The sequence below is a fragment of the Niastella yeongjuensis genome (assembly GCF_900110245.1).
GTDB classification, from domain to species: domain Bacteria; phylum Bacteroidota; class Bacteroidia; order Chitinophagales; family Chitinophagaceae; genus Niastella; species Niastella yeongjuensis.
In genome coordinates this window covers 14,936-34,168 of sequence record NZ_FOCZ01000017.1, presented here as the reverse complement: position 1 = coordinate 34,168, position 19,233 = coordinate 14,936, and the positions used below count along the sequence as shown (strand labels likewise).

13 protein-coding genes and 1 tRNA gene are annotated in these 19,233 nt (G+C 44.8%); 6 read left to right on the top strand and 8 right to left on the bottom strand.

Translation table 11 applies throughout. The features are described from left to right. Positions 1 to 27: 27 nt before the first annotated feature. The 5 genes from metH to BMX95_RS29865 form a co-directional block, all read right to left on the bottom strand. Positions 28 to 2,739 carry a methionine synthase gene (gene metH, locus BMX95_RS29880; RefSeq protein WP_177193731.1) on the bottom strand — a complete coding sequence of 904 codons (2,712 nt, stop codon included), beginning with the start codon at positions 2,737 to 2,739 and terminating at the stop codon, positions 28 to 30. 44 nt (positions 2,740 to 2,783) lie between these two features. Next, complete coding sequence (locus tag BMX95_RS35130; RefSeq protein WP_177193730.1) at positions 2,784 to 3,848, bottom strand: homocysteine S-methyltransferase family protein; 1,065 nt, start codon at positions 3,846 to 3,848, stop codon at positions 2,784 to 2,786. A gap of 322 nt (positions 3,849 to 4,170) precedes the next feature. Further along, entirely contained in the window at positions 4,171 to 4,788 is a 618-nt protein-coding gene (recR, locus tag BMX95_RS29875; RefSeq protein ID WP_081200252.1) for a recombination mediator RecR, read from the bottom strand. Between the two features lie 27 nt (positions 4,789 to 4,815). Continuing rightward, on the bottom strand, positions 4,816 to 6,255 hold the full coding sequence (locus tag BMX95_RS29870) for an Ig-like domain-containing domain (RefSeq protein WP_081200250.1): 1,440 nt from the start codon (positions 6,253 to 6,255) through the stop codon (positions 4,816 to 4,818). Between the two features lie 77 nt (positions 6,256 to 6,332). After that, positions 6,333 to 9,521: an ATP-dependent helicase gene (locus tag BMX95_RS29865; protein ID WP_081200249.1), complete on the bottom strand. Its 3,189-nt coding sequence runs from the start codon at positions 9,519 to 9,521 to the stop codon at positions 6,333 to 6,335. A 309-nt stretch (positions 9,522 to 9,830) separates the two neighbouring features. Between BMX95_RS29865 and BMX95_RS29860 the strand changes: the two genes are divergently transcribed. Both BMX95_RS29860 and BMX95_RS29855 read left to right on the top strand, forming a co-directional pair. Then, positions 9,831 to 11,192 (top strand): sigma-54-dependent transcriptional regulator, encoded by a 1,362-nt coding sequence (locus BMX95_RS29860; protein ID WP_081200247.1) that lies wholly within the window; start codon positions 9,831 to 9,833, stop codon positions 11,190 to 11,192. Between the two features lie 15 nt (positions 11,193 to 11,207). Next, positions 11,208 to 13,496 (top strand): ATP-binding protein, encoded by a 2,289-nt coding sequence (locus BMX95_RS29855; RefSeq protein ID WP_081200245.1) that lies wholly within the window; start codon positions 11,208 to 11,210, stop codon positions 13,494 to 13,496. 153 nt (positions 13,497 to 13,649) lie between these two features. On the opposite strand, the gene BMX95_RS29850 is transcribed toward BMX95_RS29855, so the two are convergent. The 3 genes from BMX95_RS29850 to BMX95_RS29840 form a co-directional block, all read right to left on the bottom strand. Continuing rightward, positions 13,650 to 14,300 (bottom strand): tetratricopeptide repeat protein, encoded by a 651-nt coding sequence (locus BMX95_RS29850; protein WP_081200243.1) that lies wholly within the window; start codon positions 14,298 to 14,300, stop codon positions 13,650 to 13,652. Between the two features lie 106 nt (positions 14,301 to 14,406). After that, positions 14,407 to 14,859 carry a VOC family protein gene (locus tag BMX95_RS29845; RefSeq protein WP_081200424.1) on the bottom strand — a complete coding sequence of 151 codons (453 nt, stop codon included), beginning with the start codon at positions 14,857 to 14,859 and terminating at the stop codon, positions 14,407 to 14,409. Positions 14,860 to 14,958: 99 nt separating this feature from the next. After that, complete coding sequence (locus BMX95_RS29840) at positions 14,959 to 15,447, bottom strand: DinB family protein (protein WP_081200241.1); 489 nt, start codon at positions 15,445 to 15,447, stop codon at positions 14,959 to 14,961. A gap of 252 nt (positions 15,448 to 15,699) precedes the next feature. Between BMX95_RS29840 and BMX95_RS29835 the strand changes: the two genes are divergently transcribed. From BMX95_RS29835 to BMX95_RS29820, 4 genes are all read left to right on the top strand, one after another. Then, positions 15,700 to 15,771 (top strand) — tRNA-Arg (locus BMX95_RS29835). A 232-nt stretch (positions 15,772 to 16,003) separates the two neighbouring features. Further along, the gene (locus tag BMX95_RS29830) at positions 16,004 to 17,527 is read left to right on the top strand and encodes a site-specific integrase (RefSeq protein ID WP_081200240.1); all 1,524 of its coding nucleotides are present in this window, start codon (positions 16,004 to 16,006) and stop codon (positions 17,525 to 17,527) included. A 266-nt stretch (positions 17,528 to 17,793) separates the two neighbouring features. Then, the gene (locus BMX95_RS35895) at positions 17,794 to 17,997 is read left to right on the top strand and encodes an Arm DNA-binding domain-containing protein (RefSeq protein ID WP_081200239.1); all 204 of its coding nucleotides are present in this window, start codon (positions 17,794 to 17,796) and stop codon (positions 17,995 to 17,997) included. Then, a complete protein-coding gene (locus BMX95_RS29820; RefSeq protein ID WP_081200238.1) occupies positions 17,945 to 19,048 on the top strand; it encodes a site-specific integrase in 1,104 nt (367 codons plus the stop codon). Before BMX95_RS35895 ends, BMX95_RS29820 begins: the two co-directional genes overlap by 53 nt. Positions 19,049 to 19,233 lie beyond the last annotated feature (185 nt).

Genomic DNA, 19,233 nt, shown 5'->3' with positions numbered 1-19,233 from the left:
ATATTGTGAATTAAGAACTACAAAATATTACACGTCATATTCCAGAACCGGGCGCAGCCAGCGTTCTACATCTTCTACAGACATACTCTTACGGCTTGCATAATCCTCAACCTGGTCTTTCTGGATCTTTCCTAAACCAAAATACTGGCTTTGTGGATGGGCGAAATACCAACCGCAAATGGAAGAGGCAGGGTACATAGCCAGTGACTCGGTCAAGGTTATGTGCGTAGCCTGTTCGCCACCCAGTAAATTGAATAGCTTGTATTTTTCAGTGTGATCGGGACAGGCAGGATAACCTGGCGCTGGCCTGATGCCTGAATATGATTCTTTTATCAATTCTTCGTTGCTGAAGTGCTCCTCTTTTGCATATCCCCACAGATCCTTCCGCACTTTTTCATGTAACAGTTCAGCAAAGGCTTCTGCAAGCCTATCTGCTAACACCTGTAACATAATTTTGTTGTAATCGTCGTGATTTTCTACAAACTTTTTAATGTGTGGCTCTATACCCTGTATAGTTACCGAGAAGGCGCCCATATAATCGGTAGCCCTGCCTTCGCCCGGCTTGATAAAATCAGCTAACGAAAAGTTAGGCTGGCCGGCGGCTTTTTTATTCTGTTGACGCAGATGCTCCAGGCGGGTTACTTCTTTTCCATTGTCATCATAAATAAAGGTGGAATCTTTTCCATCACCGGCGGCGTGCCAGAAGCCGATAACACCCCGGGCTGTTAACCATTTTTCTTTAATGATGGTTTTCAGCAAAGCGTTGGCATCCTCAAACAGTTTGGTGGCTTCCTTTCCTACTTTTTCGTCCTGCAGAATAGCCGGGAACTTACCATGTAATTCCCAGGCAATAAAGAACGGGCCCCAGTCAATATAGTTTACCAGTTCATTCAGGTCGTAATTGTCCAGTATGCGGGTGCCGGTGAACTGTGGAACGATTGGGGTAAAACTGTTCCAGTCAATGGTTACTTTATTTTCCTGTGCTTCTTCGAATTTCAGGTATTGCTTGGCGGTTTTTTTGTTGCCAAAATCCTCCCGCAGCTTTTGATATTCCTTGCCAACATTGGCCAGGTAGTCGGGTTTTTGTTCTTTGCTTAACAACGAACCGGCCACCGTAACGCTTCTGGAGGCATCCAGCACATGCACTACCCCGTTTTCGTATTGGGGAGCTATTTTAACGGCCGTATGCATCCGGGAAGTAGTTGCGCCGCCAATCAGCAATGGCTGGTTCATGTTGCGCCGTTTCATTTCATGGGCCACATGCACCATTTCATCGAGCGAGGGCGTAATAAGACCGCTTAACCCGATGATATCTACTTTTTCCTTTTGTGCTGTTTCGAGGATTTTATCGGCAGGCACCATAACACCCATATCAATGATATCGTAGCCGTTACAACCCAGTACAACGCCTACAATGTTCTTTCCGATATCGTGCACATCACCTTTTACAGTAGCCAATAAGATTTTGGCCGCGCCTGATGACTGGCTTTCCCCGCCTGCAGCACGCAGTCTTTCTTTTTCTTCTTCAATAAATGGGGTAAGAATGGCCACCGACTTTTTCATTACACGGGCACTCTTAACCACCTGGGGCAGGAACATTTTACCACTGCCGAAGAGGTCGCCTACCACGTTCATCCCGTTCATTAGAGGCCCTTCAATAACATCGAGTGGTTTAGGGTATTTCTGCCTGGCTTCTTCCGTATCCTGGTCTATATAGTCTGTAATGCCGTTTATGAGCGCATGTTTCAGCCGTTCTTCTACCGAGTTGCTGCGCCATGCTTCGTTCTTTACTTCGCTCTTGTCTTTTGCTTTTACCGTTTCTGCAAAGGCGATCAGGCGATCGGTAGCATCTTCGCGGCGGTTCTGAATTACATCTTCGCACAGCTCACGTAACTGCGGCTCAATTTCATCGTACACGATCAGCTGGCCGGCGTTCACAATGCCCATATCCATACCCGCTTTAATGGTATGGTACAGGAAAACGGCGTGCATGGCTTCGCGTACCGGTTCATTGCCCCGGAACGAGAAAGAGATATTACTAACCCCGCCACTTATTTTGGCCAGGGGCATTTTTTGTTTAATGATGCGGGTGGCTTCAATAAAATCAACCGCATAGTTGTTGTGTTCTTCAATACCGGTGGCTACTGCAAATATGTTGGGGTCGAAGATGATATCCTGGGGATCGTAGCCTACTTCTTCCGTTAAGATCTTGTAAGCTTTTTCGCAGATATCGACCCGGCGTTGCAAGGTATCGGCCTGGCCGTTTTCATCAAATGCCATTACAACAACAGAGGCGCCATACAGCTTACAGATATTTGCTTCGCGTACGAACTTTTCTACCCCCTCTTTCATGGAAATAGAGTTCACGATACATTTACCCTGCACGCACTTTAAACCTGCCTCTATGATCTCGAACTTTGAGCTGTCGATCATAACGGGGATCTTGGCTATATCCGGTTCACTTTGCAACAGGTTCAGGAAGGTGGTCATGGCTTTTACCCCATCCAGCAGGGCATCGTCCATGTTTACGTCCAATACCTGGGCGCCGCTTTCTACCTGCTGGCGGGCTACGCTAAGCGCTTCTTCATACTTGTTTTCCCTGATAAGACGGGCAAACTTTTTTGAACCGGTTACGTTGGTACGTTCCCCTACGTTTACAAAGTTTGTTTCAGGACGAATAACCAGGGGTTCTAACCCCGAAAGCCGCAAGTATGGTTTTATCGATAAGTTGGCTGCCATATGCTGTATTACCTTAGAAATTGTGATGTCAAAAAATTGTTGATCTATAACGCCGTTTCCACTACCGGTAAAGGCCTTGGTTTTATTTTGCGCACGTGATCGGCAATATGCTTAATGTGATCCGGTGTGGTTCCGCAACAGCCGCCTACGATATTTACAAAGCCTTCACGGGCCCAGTCTTCCAGGAAGTGGGCAGTTTGTTCGGGTTGTTCATCATACTCACCCATTGCATTGGGCAAACCCGCATTGGGATAGGCTGAGGTAAAGCAGGAGGCTAACTGGCTTAACTCCTCAATGTGTGGCCGCATTTCTGAGGCGCCCAACGCACAGTTCAACCCAATGGAAAGCGGTTTGGCGTGCATTACCGAGGTATAGAAAGCTTCCAGTGTTTGTCCGCTCAGGGTACGGCCCGATGCATCGGTGATGGTACCACTGATCATGATGGGCACTTCCGCCCCCTCCCGGCCTCCCCCGGTGGAGGAAACGTCATTAAAATATTTCTTTATTGCATAAATAGCCGCTTTGGCATTGAGCGTATCGAAAATGGTTTCGATCAGTAACAGGTCAACACCGCCATCTACCAGTCCTTTTACCTGTTCGTAATAAGCATTCACTGCTTCATCGAACGTAAGCGCCCGGTATCCGGGGTTATTTACATCAGGTGATAAAGAAAGCGTTTTATTAAGCGGACCGATAGCGCCGGCTACATAAGCCCGGTCGCGACCACCGGCCCCCTCCCGGCCTCCCCCGGTGGGGGAGGAGGAGAAAAATTCAGTTACCGCTTCTTTAGCAATTTTGGCGGCTTCAAAGTTCAACTCATAGGCCAGCGATTCCATATGGTAATCGGCCAGCGATATCACCTGTGCATTGAACGTATTGGTTTCAATGATATCTGCGCCTGCCTCGAGGTATAGTTTATGAATGCCTTTGATAATGTTGGGTTGAGTAAGCACCAAAAGGTCGTTATTACCTTTAAGGTCGCTGGGCCAGTCTTTAAAACGTTCACCACGATAATCGGCTTCTTCGAGTTTATGCCGTTGGATCATGGTGCCCATGGCTCCATCAATGATCAGGATGCGTTCCTGCAGACTTTGTTGTATTGTTTTCATGCTGCCCTCCTTTTGATTTTCAAACTGGTTTATGTTGATGAGCAGAACCGGACGCTGAAGTGTGCGACTCCATAATATGAACCGAACTGGTAAACGTTGGGAAACTGTTTTAGCGGGAGTTTCTTGTCGTTTATTAGTTCAGTTATAATATTCGCCCGATGTTTATCAGGATACCAGTGGATCCCAACTTGCTCAGGATGCACAGGCCGAACAATAAACAAATCCGCCCATGCGGGTGCAAATTTACAGCTTGTTATGTTAATAGCAAACTTGTTGTTACTGGGTAAGTATTACTGTATAGCGTGTGCTAACTGGCTGTAGCCTAGTGCTGAACATACTTTTCAACCGGCAGGCGGTTGGTAATGCTGCGGGCAAGGGTCATTTCGTCGGCATATTCCAGCTCGCCGCCAAATGCAATGCCCCGGGCTATAGTTGTTATTCTGACAGGTGTACCCTGCAGCTTTTTCTGGATGTAATAGATGGTGGTATCACCCTGTATATTAGGGTTTAAAGCAAAGATCAGCTCTTCAGTCTTTTCCCTGGGGATGCGTTGTATCAACGGTTCAATGGTAAGCTGGTCGGGACCAATGCCATCGAGGGGTGAAATGATACCACCCAGCACATGGTATACCCCACTGAATTGCTGGGTGCTTTCAATAGCAATAACATCGCGGATATTCTCCACTATGCAAATGAGCTCCTGCTTCCGTAACGGGTTGGCGCAGATGGCGCAGGTTGTTGAGTCTGCTACGTTGTAACAACGTTCACAGAACTTTATTTCACGGCGCATTTTTAATATGGCCTCGCCAAATGCTTCCACATTACCGGGATCCTGCTTTAGCAAATGCAAAACCAGCCGCAGGGCTGTTTTTTTACCAATTCCGGGTAATTTGGCAAACTCGCTCACCGCACTTTCCAACAAAGAAGAAGAGAATTCCATACAGCAAAGATACCAAACGGTTTGTGGTTATAAAGTGATGTCCACTATATTATCCCAGTTGGCTTTTACAGTGAGTTTGCGACTAATGGGAAGCACTTTTTCAGGTTGTCGGTGATGCCCGAAGAAGGATCCTTCGTCCCAAATGCCGTTTTTATTGTCATCGTATAAGATGCGCAGGTCATAGTCGCCGGGTTGAAACAACCGGGCGTTGAACTCCTTGCCGGTCATGGGATAGGAATATTTTACCTGGTCGCCCGAAACAAATTGTAAAACGGGATTCTTTTTGAAATCGAGGTTAATAAGGCGTAACCGTACCAGCCCATAATCGCTTTGTTTCTTTGTGTGGAACTCTACGGTATCGTTCTTTCCTATGTTATTGCCGGTAGTATCGGTAGCAAAATCCTTATCCAGTATAAGCTTATAAGGTGTGTTTTCTGTCCAGGCATAAGAAATGGTCACCTTTTTATTGCTGGTATCCCTGGTAAAGCGATAATTGGTGAGTGGTTCATTTTTATCGTTGGCCAGTATCACTTTAGTGCTGTCGAATGTCTTGAGCGGGTTGGCAAACTGTAATTCAAACTGGCTTAGCAGGTCTAATTCGCTGCCGGCTAAATTGGTTTCAACTTTCAGGTGAGTCGGTTTCTCGGTCTTTTTGCCGTTTGCGGCGGGTTTGGCTGGCGCTGGTTTGCTCTTTGGCTTGCTGGTGTCTGCTTTTTCTTTTTCAGTATAGGCGTATAATGTAATTGGTTTAGGCGCTATGCTGGGTATTACCCGGGTATCGGCAAACGCAAACAGCTGGCTGTTGTTGAGGTAGCGGCGCTGGCCGCCATCATCTTTCAGGGCATATAAGGAAAATGAATCGGCAGGCAGGTTCTTGAAAGTGTAGTTGCCCTGATTATCAAGGCGGGCTACATAGCGCGGTTTTTCTTTTATAACCGCCGAATCATCTGCATTTCTGTGCAGCATAACAATGAGGGTAGAATCGATTTTACCAGTTTCTGCAATGATGACCTTACCGGTAAGCGATAAGGAGTCAAGGGTGCTTCCTGTACTGAACAGGTAAGTGAAATTCTTTAATATATTACCCTCATTGATATCTTTAATGGCGTTGCCAAAATTGAGGCTGTAAGTGGTATTGGGCTGTAGGGTATCTTTAACCGTTACGGTTATTGTACGCAGTTTAGCGTCAATCAGCGGGTTCACTTTTGGCACCGGCGATACCAGCAGATTTTCCTGAATATTATCAAGTTGAACGAATTCGTTGAATTCCATCACGATCTTTTTGCCGGCAAAGTTGCGGGCGGAATCGTGGGGGTTAACACTCACCAGCCGGGGTGGAAGGGAATCGCGGGGACCACCCATGGGCGGAGCAATATTGGCGCAACCTGTTTGCACCAGGGTACTCGGAAGCAGCGCAAGGATCAAAAAGAAGGGTGAAATTATTTTTAATAAAGAAGCATACTTCATAAGGCCGCAAACTTAAGCCCTTTCTTGACAACTGTTGCTTCAAAATCCGTTAAATCGGGGTAAATGGGGCGGGCCGCCTACCCTTCTTCTTCCTCGGCAGTGAGGTCGTGCAGGGCAATAGCCATCTTATTGGTTTTAACAAAGTTGCACCAATGGCAGTCTTCTTTGCCACAGCCAATATAAAACTCCCGGTTCTGGATCTTTTCCCATACCTGCACAATTTGCTGGGAAACGGTGGTAATATCGGGTTGAGTTATAATTACTTTTTCCTTGCGGTATACTTTCTTTTTATCAGGCTCAATAAAGTCGAATTCGGTACTGATCACCTGCCAGTCGCGGCTCTCGTAATTATCGACCAGAATTTTATAGAACACGGCCTGGCGCCAGTAATCACCTCCATTGGGGTCTTTTTCACTGGGCGGCTGCAGTTTGGCCCTGGCTTTATCAGGATCGCCGGTTTTATAGTCGACAATGTTCACCTGTTTGCCATCAAACTCCAGTTTGTCGAGTTTACCTTTCAACTGCACGCCATTAACCACTACATTTCGGATATTCCGTTCTACCGTAACGATCTTGTTCCAGGTAAAAATGTATTTATCGTAGTAATTGTTGAGAACTTCATGACCATATTCGAGGCGGCGTTCAAACTGTTCGCGGGTAAAGTTTTCGCGGTGGCGGTGCATATACCAGTTAAAATCATCCACAAACTCAGCTTTGCCGGGGAACACATTCTTGTTTTCCCTCATCTTTTCAAAGAACCGTTGCAGCGCATGGTGAATGGCCGAACCAAATTCGGTGGCTTCATTTTTGGGAGAAGGAATGCGCAGCAGGTTTTTGAAATAAAACTCAAGCGGACATTTTAAATAGTTGTTCAGCGCAGTCACGTTCATCACAAACCTGTCGAGCAGAGCGGTGATGAAATCTTCCTCTATGCGGCCAATCTCGGGCGCTTCTGATTCTGCAAACTGAACTATCTGGAATTCGGTTAATGCTTCGTCTGTGATGAATACCTTTTCAACTGGAAGCTGGTGTTGTTCCTGTATTTCAGCAAGGAACATGGAGGGTTCCAGTTCTTTGCCATCGTTCTTATACCGGCAATAAGAGATAAATAGGTGTTGCTCGGCCCGGGTAATCGCCACATAAAAAAGCCGGCGCAGTTCTTCTATGTCCTTATCACTTTTGCCTGCTTCATTTATAGCGGGGCCATTGGCCTGGCTTAAAAATACGTTCTCGGGAATCTTATAACCTCCACCGGGCCGGCGCTTCTTTTCCCAGAAGGAAGCGTTACAGCCGGCAATAAACACATATTCAAACTCCAGTCCTTTTGAACCGTGGGCGGTTAGCAGGTTTACTCCTTTATCATTACCACTTACCTTAACCAGGGGCAGCGACAACCCTTCTTTTTCCATGAGGTCGAAAATCTCTACCAGGTCGGTGAGCTGCAGTAAAGGATTGCGGTGGGTTTCATCTTTTATAAAATCGAACAGGGCGGTTAACACCTGCATCATCCACGCTTTTTCGGGGCTTTGCATAATGTTGTTCAGCAAACCTGTGCGGCGAATGATATTTTCAACCAGTACCTGCAGGGTAACATTGGGTACGGAAGAAATAAGACGTTCAAGCGCTTTGGTAGCGTGCTGCAAACCGGGGTGCAGGCCTTTGCTGAATAAGTCGGCCGGCGGGGTATTGCCCTTATCGTACAACAGGCGGCGCAAGGAGGTTTTGTTATTGCTGAATGCTCTGTCGGCCACTTCAATGCTTAGCTTGGCAATTTCAACGGGTGGAATGTTAAACCAGTCGAAATGCAGGATCTCAAACAACATTTCATCACCGCCATAAGGAATATCATGTTCGGCGGCGAGGTATTTGATGAGTAGAATTATTTTTTTTGCGAAGGGGTCCGTCAGCAGGTTCAAATGCCGCTTGCTGTAAACCGGTATGTTCAGTGTGTTGAAATACTGGCTTAGTTCTTCTCCATATTTATTTTCGCGGTAAATGATGCTGATCTTGCCGGGGTGAATACCCTGGTCAAGTAACGCCTGCACCTGCAGGGTGATATCCACCATTTCGTGGCGCTGCGTTTCGTATTCTTTTATAGCCGGGATGGCATCTGTTGGTTCCAGCGCAAAAAAGCGCGGATGCGATGATTTCAAATTTTTGCTCAGGCCTTCAATTTGTTTTACCAGCCGCTCCTGGTTATTATTTATGAGCGTCATGGAAACATCGAGAATGGGTTGGGCCGAACGGTAATTGTTGGTCAGCACAACGGTGAGCAGGCTATCGCGGTAGGAGTTGGCAAATTGCAACATGTTTTCCACGTTGGCGCCCTGAAAGCGGTAAATACTCTGGTCATCGTCGCCCACCACAAATATGTTGGGTGTTTCCCAGTAGCTGATCAACAGTTTTACCAGCTGGTTTTGGGTACCGCTGGTATCCTGAAATTCATCTACCAGAATGTACAGGAATTGTTCCTGGTAACGGTTCAACAGGGCCGGGTTTTCTTCAAAAGCTTTGATCACCCAGTTGATCATGTCATCAAAATCGTACCGGTTGCGGTTGCGCATCAGTAGCTGAAAACGTTCGAATTCGTTTACGGCGGCCCGCAATTTTTCCATCTTCTCTTTTTCTTCCTCAAACTTGTCTTTCTTCAGGTCGCCGGCTTTGAAACCCTTGTAAGCCCGTTTGTAAACGAATTCATCCCTGGTAGGCAGGTCGGCCAGCCAGGCGTCTATACGTTCGTTGATGAAAGCCGGCGTCCAGCCTTCGCGTTTCATGGTACTGAAAAGCGATTGCAGGTTATGTATTTCGTAGTACACATCGCCCCGGTAGCGTTTGAGCGGATGGTTCTTGGGAAAGGCGTCTATCAGGTTTCTGTACAAATCAATTTTTTCCAGGTCAGAAATAGGGTCCAGCGCCGTTTTTTCAAAAAGCGACAGGTTTTCCTGGATGATATCGTTGCAAAAAGCGTGAAAGGTATAGATGTTAACGCGGTAGGCATCGGGGCCAATAAACTGCGACAAACGGCGGCGCATGGCCACAACACCCGCGTCGGTGTATGTTAAACAAAGGATGTTCTGGGGTTGGGAATCGGTATCCAGTAGTATTTTGCCGATCCGGCTGGCGAGGATTTGGGTTTTACCGGTACCCGGACCGGCAATAACCATAACGGGGCCTTCAATAGTATCGACAGCAAGCCTTTGCTGAGGGTTCAGCTTCTGGTATTCTTCAACAAATCTCTGATTAAGGCGCTCCCGGTTCACGCTCATTAAGCAAAGATAACGAACGGTCAACAGATACTTTAGCGACCTAATATGTAAACGCAGATATGTTCAAAAACAGCTGCTAAATGTGCACAAAAATTTAGCGTTTGCGTGACAAAAGGAAGCGTTTTTCCCGGATTTTACTGCACTTTCGTGTATTGGATACGCCAAATTCCGCTAAGGAGAAACTATTAGATGCTGAAAATAAACAGCTTAGATAAAAATAAGAAATAGGTGTATCTGATAGGGAATCGTTCTTCATTTGGGAATAAAATAAAACTTCCAGCGTTTCTAACATTACAGATTTTCACGATAATGAAAAACCAACACTCATTAAAAATATTCATCCTCGAAGACGATGTATGGTATGGCTCCATGTTGCAGCACTACCTGGCGCTTAACCCAGACTATGAAGTTAAACGTTATCACAATTGCAAAGATTTCTTCAATCACCTGCATGAACGCCCCGAAGTAGTTACACTCGATTATTCCATGCCCGACATGGATGGCAGTGAAGTGTTGAAAAAGATCAAGGAAGTAGATCCGGGTATACAGGTGATCATTATTTCGGGTCAGGAAGATATCAAAACGGCCATCAGCCTGATCAAGAACGGTGCTTTCGATTACATTGTAAAAGACGATGACGCCAAAGACCGGTTGTGGAACAGTCTGTTGCATTTGAAGGAAATTGACGGCCTTCGAAAAGAAGTGGAGCACCTGAAAGAACAGGTTGGAAAGAAGTACGATTACTCGAAATACCTGATAGGTAAAAGCCCGGTATTTGAGAAGGTATTCAGTTTAATAGAAAAAGCCTGCAAAACCAATATAACCGTTTCGGTTACCGGCGAAACCGGTACGGGAAAAGAGATGGTAGCACGCGCTATTCACTATAATTCCGACAAAAGTAAAAAGCCTTTTGTTGCCGTGAATGTGGCGGCTATTCCCCGTGAACTGATAGAAAGTGAATTGTTTGGGCATGAAAAGGGAGCCTTTACGGGCGCCATTACACGCCGGATAGGAAAATTTGAAGAAGCGCATAATGGTACGCTTTTTTTAGATGAAATTGGCGAACTGGATATAAACCTGCAAGCCAAATTGTTACGTGTGTTGCAGGAGCGGGAAATAACCCGGGTGGGGGGAAATGAAGTGGTACCGATCAATGTACGCATCATTGTTGCTACACATAAAAACCTGTTAGAGGAAGTACAGGCCCGGCGATTCAGAGAGGACCTGTACTACCGGTTAATAGGATTACCCATTAACATCCCACCATTACGGGAGCGTGGAAACGATATTGTTATACTGGCCAAACATTTCATGGACCAGTTTTGCAAAGAGAACAATACCGATAAAAAATTACTGTCGCCTGAGGCGCAGCAAAGATTATTACACCATGCATTCCCCGGTAACGTGCGTGAACTGCGGTCGGTAATTGAGCTGTCGGTGGTGATGGCCGATGGCGATACTATTTTACCCGAGCACATTACCCTTAATTCCAATTCTTCGGTAAACGACCTGATGAATAAAGAAAGGACCCTGAAAGAATTTGAATTACAGATCATACAACACTACCTCGACAAATACGACAAAGACGTATTGCTGGTAGCTAAAAAGCTTGACATTGGTAAATCAACCATTTACCGTATGATACAGGCTGGTGAATTAAATGCCCGGTAAAAATGGGGCCGTGCCATGAAACCGTTGAAAAACATACAGGAGCAGCAACAGCATGCACCTGCTTCATTTTATGAAGAGGTGCTAATGAATATACCTGCAGATATTGCTGTGTATAATACAAAAAGCGAGTTCCTGTTTAAAAATTCAGCTCAACAACATCCGCCCGAAATGGCCATTAGGCGAAAGGAAATGATAGAAGAGGCGGTTCAAACCCGGATGTTGCAGAAATGGGAAGAGCGATTTGAATACCCCGACGGACAGGTTAAATACCACATCAGACACATACAACCGGTATTGGATGAGCAGGATCAGGTAAAATGCTGCATTGCATATAGTATTGATATCAGTGATCAGAAACGGGCAGAGGAGTATATACAATTGAGTGAGAAGAAATACCGTGACCTTTTTAATTACAGCCAGGCCTGGATCTGCACACACGATCTGTCGGCCAGGTTATTATCGGTAAATCCCGCCGCAAGCCTGGCGCTGGACTATACAGCCGGGGAAATGGTAGGCCGGCAGCTGGTTGAATTTTTACCTGAAGAAGACGTGGCATTTTTTGAATTGAACTACCTGCAACCAATTTTGCGCAATGGCAAATCGGAAGGAGTGTTCAGGGTGCAGGGAAAAACCGGTAAGGTTATTTATTTGCTGTACCAGAATTATAAGATGGACGTGCCCGGTATAGAACCGTATGTAATAGGTTTTGCACAGGATATTTCAGACCGGATAAAAGCAGAGCGGGAATTGCGACAGGCTAAAAAGCTGACGGAAGAAGCGGCGCGGGCCAAAGAAGTATTTCTGGCCAATATGAGCCATGAAATACGGACACCCATGAACGGGGTTTTGGGCATTGCAGGATTGCTGGCCAAAACCAACCTGAATGAGCAGCAGCAGAATTATTTGCGGCTAATTCAGGATTCTGCCAATAACCTGTTGTTACTAGTGAACGATGTGCTCGATCTTGAAAAGATTATTTTAGGCAAACTGCAGTTTGAACATGTAGTATTTTCGTTGGCCGATCGCATTGAGCTTTGTTTACAGTCGTTTCTTTATAAAGCCGAGGAAAAAGATATTGGGTTGGTGTATGAGAATTTGTTGGGAGAAGACCTGATTGTGCTGGGCGATCCGTACCGGTTAAGCCAGGTAATGAACAACCTGATTAACAATGCCCTGAAGTTTACTGAAACAGGTACCGTAACCATTGAAACCCGTTTACTAAATAAAAGAGGTAATGAAGCCCGGATAGCTTTTACTGTAAAAGATACCGGAATTGGCATAACCGAAAGTCAGTTAGGATTGATTTTTGAGCCATTTATGCAGGCACACGTAGCCATTACCCGTACACATGGGGGAACCGGTCTGGGTTTAAGTATCTGCCGGGAGTTAATAACCATGATGGGCGGCGAATTAAAAGTGGATAGTGAAGCGGGAAAAGGCTCCTGTTTTAGCTTTGAATTACCCTTTGCAATTAGTTCATCTAAACTCAATCAGTCAACCGTGGCACAAGACCTGAATTATCAAAGCCTGGGCAACAGGTATGTTTTGGTGGCCGAGGATGTGGAGTTGAATCAATATCTGGTCAGGCACATTATGGAGTCGTGGGGATTTACCGTAGACGTTGTAAACAATGGCCGGGAGGCTGTTGCCATGGTACAAAAGAATAAGTACGACCTGGTGCTGATGGATATTCAAATGCCTGAAATGGATGGAATAGAAGCCACCCGGGCCATCAGGCAATTGGGCGATCCCGTTAAAGCCGCTATTCCCATTGTGGCGCTTACAGCCAATGCATTAAAAGGGGATAGCGAAAAATACCTGGCGTCAGGTATGAACGATTTTCTACCAAAACCATTCAATGAACAAAAGCTGTTCATTGTAATATCAAATAATTTAAAAACCGGTGCAGCAGCACCTGTTAAGCCTATGAACAAATCAAACACAGCCGTTACAAGGGCTGCGGAGAAGTTGTACGATTTGACTATGGTGCAAACTATTTCGGGCGGCGACGAGGGATTTGTGAAAAAAATGGTGCAGTTGTTTTTGGAAACGGTGCCGCCGTCTATGGCCGATCTGCAGAAAGAAACAGCGCAACAGAATTGGGTGAATGCCAGCAAGCTGGCGCATAAGTTAAAAGCCACTATCGACAGCATGGGGATTACCCAATTAAAAGAAGTGGTGCGAACTATTGAAACCAATGGAAAGAAAGGCGAAGGGGTTGATAGAATACCCGGTCAGGTGCAGGAGGTTATTACTGTACTGGAAGCGTGTATGGAGCAGTTAAAAAGAGACTTTAAATTATAGGTTTGTTAGGGATGTGATGGGTGAAAGCTATTGAGGGAAGATGTAAGAGGCAGGAAGTAGGATATAAGAGATAAAAAAAAAGTCGGAGGTTTGAAGATTTTTGAGCTTCTTACCTCCGACTTCTTTCTTCAGTTTTTGGCCGTAGGCCCAAACTTAACCCGGCAGGCGGGGAATATGTTTTTCCAATTCTTTGATCTGCTTAACAATTTCTGCGGTAGTAGGCTTCAGGGCCTTGGCTTTACGGAAGAACTCTTTTGCTGCGCGGAACTCCCGTTTGTTCATCATGATATTACACATTTGCAGGTAGGCAGCCGCTTCATTTTCTTTATCGGGCAATCCTTCCCGAATAGCCTGGCGAATGTATTTTTCAGCTTGTTTGAAGTCGTTCTTTTGCAAAGAGATCATACCCATTTGCAGCATGCTGGCGCCTTTTACCTCTTTCATGGGGGTACCCAGGTCGAGGCCTTTTTTCATATTCTTTTCTGCGGTATCGAAGTCCTGTTCCATCATAGCCAGCTGACCTTTAAAGGTAAAGAAGGCAGAACGGATGGGTTTATACAGCAGGTTAGGATATTTAATAGAAGCGAGTACGCGTTTGGCGCCATCCAAATCGCCTGCCTCCATGTGTTCCTGAATAAGGCGGAGGGGGCCAATAAAGAAGTGACCTGCAACCAGAATGAGACCGATTAAATAGGCTGGAAAAGCGGGCCAGAAACCACTGTAGACATTGGCCAGTACGCCCACAGCTATCAGCGCCAGACCCACATACAGGCGGTAACGTATAAGCCATGAATAAAACTTCATAAACCTTTATTTTTTAAGGATTGCAAAGATAGGCTGAAAAAATCAGTTACCGGTTGCCAGTTTCCGCTTGCCAGATGGGTGGATCGGGCGCTGTTGTATCGATTTATTACTTATCGTCATTAATTTCAATCCAGTAGCCGTCTGGGTCGCGGAAGTAGAGTTGCTGAACGCCATCGACCCGTTTGGTAACGGTATTTTTTGCACCGGCCCAGTTTTCATATTCTATCCCATTCTTTTTGAGGTTGGCCACAAAATCGTTGATAGAAGGGACACTGAAACAAAGATGCGTGTTTTTTTCGTGGGTGGTTTTAGTGGTAGCGCCCGAAATCACGTGTAAATGGCCATGGGTGCCAAGGCTGAACCAGGTATGGTGCCCATCGTGAAAGGGTTCGGGAATGGTATCTAACCCGATCACCTGCTGGTAAAAGTGGGTGCTTATTTTCAGGTCAGTTACATATAAGGCAATGTGGTTGAGGATGGGCTTGTTTTGAGCGGCGGCCGTATTGGAAATAAATGACAGCACCAGGCCCAGCGATAATAAATAACAGGCTTTCTTCATATGGGAATCAATTATGCTGGAAGTTAGTAAAACCAACACAACCAGCCACAAACAAAATTGCACGGCCAGCATTTGACCGTGCAATTTTTGCCAATAACCTTAGTGACGGTCCCAGAAAGCGGGTGGCTCAATACCCAGGCTTCTCAGGTAAACGTACGACTGTCCGCGGTGGTGGATCTCATTGTCAATAAAGTAGAGGATAAAAGAAATGCAGGTGCCGGGCCACATGCCAAAAGCCACATCCTGCTCTTCAAAACGTTGAGGCGGAATGGTTTCCCAGATCTCGTTGATTTCGGCAGTGGCCTGGTCCCACAGGGCCAGCAATTCTGCCTTGGTCTTCACTTTTTCAGCGTCGGCCCAGGTTGGCCACTGGCCGGTGGCGATGCCTTTCAGTCCGGGCACTGCCATTCCCAGAAATTCATACACCAGGTCAGAGAACGGACGCATGCCGCCAATAGAGTAGGAAAAGAGTTTGTCTTCAGGAAAAGCCTCGATGGTTCTACGGGTAAGGCCGCGGTGACCTTGCCAGTGTTTCAGTAATTCCTGGGAGTTGATAACTGCTGTGGAGGTTAGATTTTGCGTTGACATGGTATTATTTTTAAGTATTGTAATAAGTACAATGCAAACCTAGCATGGGGTAGTGACAACAGTATGTCAGCAGGGTATGGGAGAAATGGAAAAAAGCTAATGGCAGGGTTTTCAGGGAATTAATCGGCTGAGCACCGGGGTTTATAAGTTTTCTTCTTATTTTTGTCCTCCACCGGGTGAAACTGGTGGGTTTTGGTCCCGTTTAAAGCTTGAACCCCGTTCAGGCGGGGGGATGGGATAAAGGTAAATAATGGTCCCGTAGTTCAATGGATAGAATAGAAGTTTCCTAAACTTTTGATACAGGTTCGATTCCTGTCGGGACTACTGGTGCAACATCAATGGCGTTCAACTTGAACGCCATTTTTCGTTTACCGTCACTTCTGGCTTGATCTTCACCACTTTTCGGGGTCAATTTGGTTCAAACGAGTTCAAACAAAACAAGGGCTGATTCAGGGGCCAACGCAGGGGCCTATCTTGTTGGCCCCTGCGGTTATGCAGGCTGTTTGTTTTAAAGCAACTTAAAAGAGATTTCTAAAAAATCTTAAATCTACCAGACATGCAAGTCAATCAAAGCCTGTCGATTTTATTTTATCGAAAAACGAAAAAGCTTAATAAAAAAGGTCTGCTGCCATTGTATTGCAGGGTTACTATTGACGGCCTAAGCGATGAGATTTCAACAGGCTGTTATATTAAATATGATGATTGGGAAAGTGATAAAAAAATAGTGCTGTCTACCTGCCCCGATCATACAAAGATCAATAAAAAGCTAAGGCAGATGAAAACTGACCTTGAACGCCATTTTGACCTCGTTACGGCCAAAAACGGACTTGCGGTTCCCAAACAGGTTTTAGAATCTTATAAAAGCCCGATCAATGGACATCGTCAAATCACGGAACGAAAAGAAAATACCGCATTCAGTATAGCGTTAGATGAATTGATAAAAGATACTATTAAGTATCAACGCAATGCAGAATTGTTTGGTAAAAAGGACGTAATACGTCCTTCACAGCAAGAACTAATTAAGGAGGAAAAAGCTGATTTAATTAAGCGCGCGGAAAAATTGATATTAAGAGGCCGAAAAATATGGGACAATAAAGAATGGACCAAAACTATAGTGGTCGCCACCGATGAATTCTTATTTCATTTCCTGGAGTTAGTCTTGGCCAACGAACGTGCCTGGCCAACCTTTTGTAAACTGATTACCGCAAAATCCAGGCTTCAGGAATTTATGGATCATCGCTATACCAAAGAGGATCTAGTCCTTTCTGATTTAGAATACTCCTTTATTTCAGAGTTTACAAAGCATATCATTATCAAACATAAAAATTCGCACAATACAGTTTGGAAGTACGTGCAGATTATAAAAGAGATTATTGATAGAGCTGTTGCCCATGGCTGGATAACGACCAACGTCTTTACCTTGTTTACATGGAATTATAAAGAACCTGATGGTAAGATCTGGCCTACTATGGCGGAGATGTTACATTTAATACACTTTGATTTCAAAGAACAAGAACTATCTCAGATCCGGGATGTTTTTGTCTTTCAGTCTTTTGCCGGACTATCATACGCGGAACTATATAAGCTAAAGCCTGAGCATCTTGTTACTGGAATCGATGATAAAACCTGGATTGACCAGCGTCGCCAAAAAACGTCAGTTTCCGAAACACTGCCATTGCTGCCCATTTGCGTCGAAATATTGGAAAGATTCAAAAGTAATCCGCATTGCGTAAGAAAGAACAAATGTTTATGGGTGCCTTCAAACCAGTATTATAACAGAAGCCTTAAAGTAATTGGTGAAAAAACTGGCATAGTGTGCATGAGTAATTGCCATCAGGCCAGATATTTTTTTGCTAACGAAATAGCTCATGCCAATGGAGTTGAATTAAAAATAATAGGTACCTTATTGGGTCAAAAAGACGGAAGATCGATCAATACCTATGTTAAACCCACTAAGAAAACAATCAGTAGTAGTATGAAAATGGTGGAAGATAAGTTATACGCTGAAGATGGGCCGCTTGCGAGGAAGACCAATGATTCAGAAGATGGAGCTAAGATAATTTCTATTAAAAAAAAGTGAAGTGGCATTGATATCTTGACGGTCTTCGGATATTCTGGTATTGATAATCAATATGCTATAACTCACAATAACACTAAAACGCGCTGACGAATAGTGGCACATTTATACAATCTCTTTGGAAGGGAGACAAGGCGAAAAAGAGAAGTCCTTATTTTGCCCCTCTCGTAGTTCTGAAAGCCTTACTGATACTGGATTCCACCGGATTGAAGTAGTGAAATGGAGACTTGAGCGAAGGAAACAATATTCGGTTAACAAAAAGTGATTGTATGAGTAAGGGAAGTCAAAACTTGTTCATCTTGTTCCGGCTGTACCGGAAACGCTCCCCAAAGGGTAAACCTACCATCTATGTACGATTCACCATTCGGCAGAAGAGGGTTGAATTATCAACAAATTTGCATATAGAGTCTAAGTTGTGGGATGTCAAAGGCCAATTTGTTAAAAGGGAAGACGGAAGAGGCGCAGTTTATTAATCGGCGATTGGCGCTTATTAAAGGAGATATGCATAAAAAACACCTGCAACTGGAAGCGCTGGGCAAACCCGTAACGGTGGAAATATTAAAGAATCTGTACCTGGGCGTTGACGAAAGCAGGAAGACATTGTTGGAAGCAATGGATATTTATTATGACCGGTTTGCCGAAAAAGTGGCCAGGGGGCAGAAATCGAAACACAGTCTAAAATGCATACATACCACCCGCGAAAAATTAAAGCTGTTTCTGAAACATCAGTTCAAAGTATCGGATAAACAGCTAAAGGAGATAAAACCAGCCTTTGCCGGAGACTTTGAGCATTTTTTAGTTACCCACGAAAAGGGATGTAACAATACCGCCATGAAGTATATCCGTATACTGAAACGATTAGCGAAATTTTCGGTTGAACAGAGCTGGTTAGAAACGAACCCGGTTAGGCAGTTTAAATGCACATATATAGAACCATCGCGAGAAAGGCTGACAATGCAAGAAGTAATGACACTATATCAAAAGGAGTTTACTATTGAACGATTAACCGAGGTAAGGGATGTGTTTCTGTTTTCCTGTTATACCGGGTTTGCCTACCAGGACGTTTACAACCTGACACCAGATAACATTGTGACAGGCATTGACGGAGAAAAATGGATTGCCATCGACCGAAAAAAGACTGCATCACCGGAAAAGGTCCCGCTACTTCCTATCGCGTTAGAGATTGTTGAAAAGTACAAAAACCACCTCTGGTGCCATAGAAAGAATCGTTTACTGCCGGTAAATACAAACCAGTGCTATAACAGCTATCTAAAAGAAATAGCCCGGCTATGCGGTATTAAAAAATATCTTATCACCCATATGGCACGCCACACGTTTGCTACTACTATTTTGCTAGAGCAAGATGTACCTATTGAAACAGTTAGCTATTTGTTAGGTCATAGAAACATCCGCACAACACAGATATATGCTAAGGTTAGTCAGAAGAAAGTAAGCCAGAATATGAAAGTATTGAAGGAGAAGCTGGCGGGGATGGAAAGTGAGGGAAAGGACAGGAATAATTAATATAATGTTTGCATTTACCAGTTCCCATAAGCTAAGGCAACTTGAATGCTACAATTTTTTTGTAATAAGTTTTTGAAGAAGAAGCCCAACTCTGTGCGCAATAGTGGCGCCAAGCTGCCACACGACTTTGACAACTTATATTATACTGGATTTGTTCAAAGGTAAATCAAATTGTAAAGGAGATT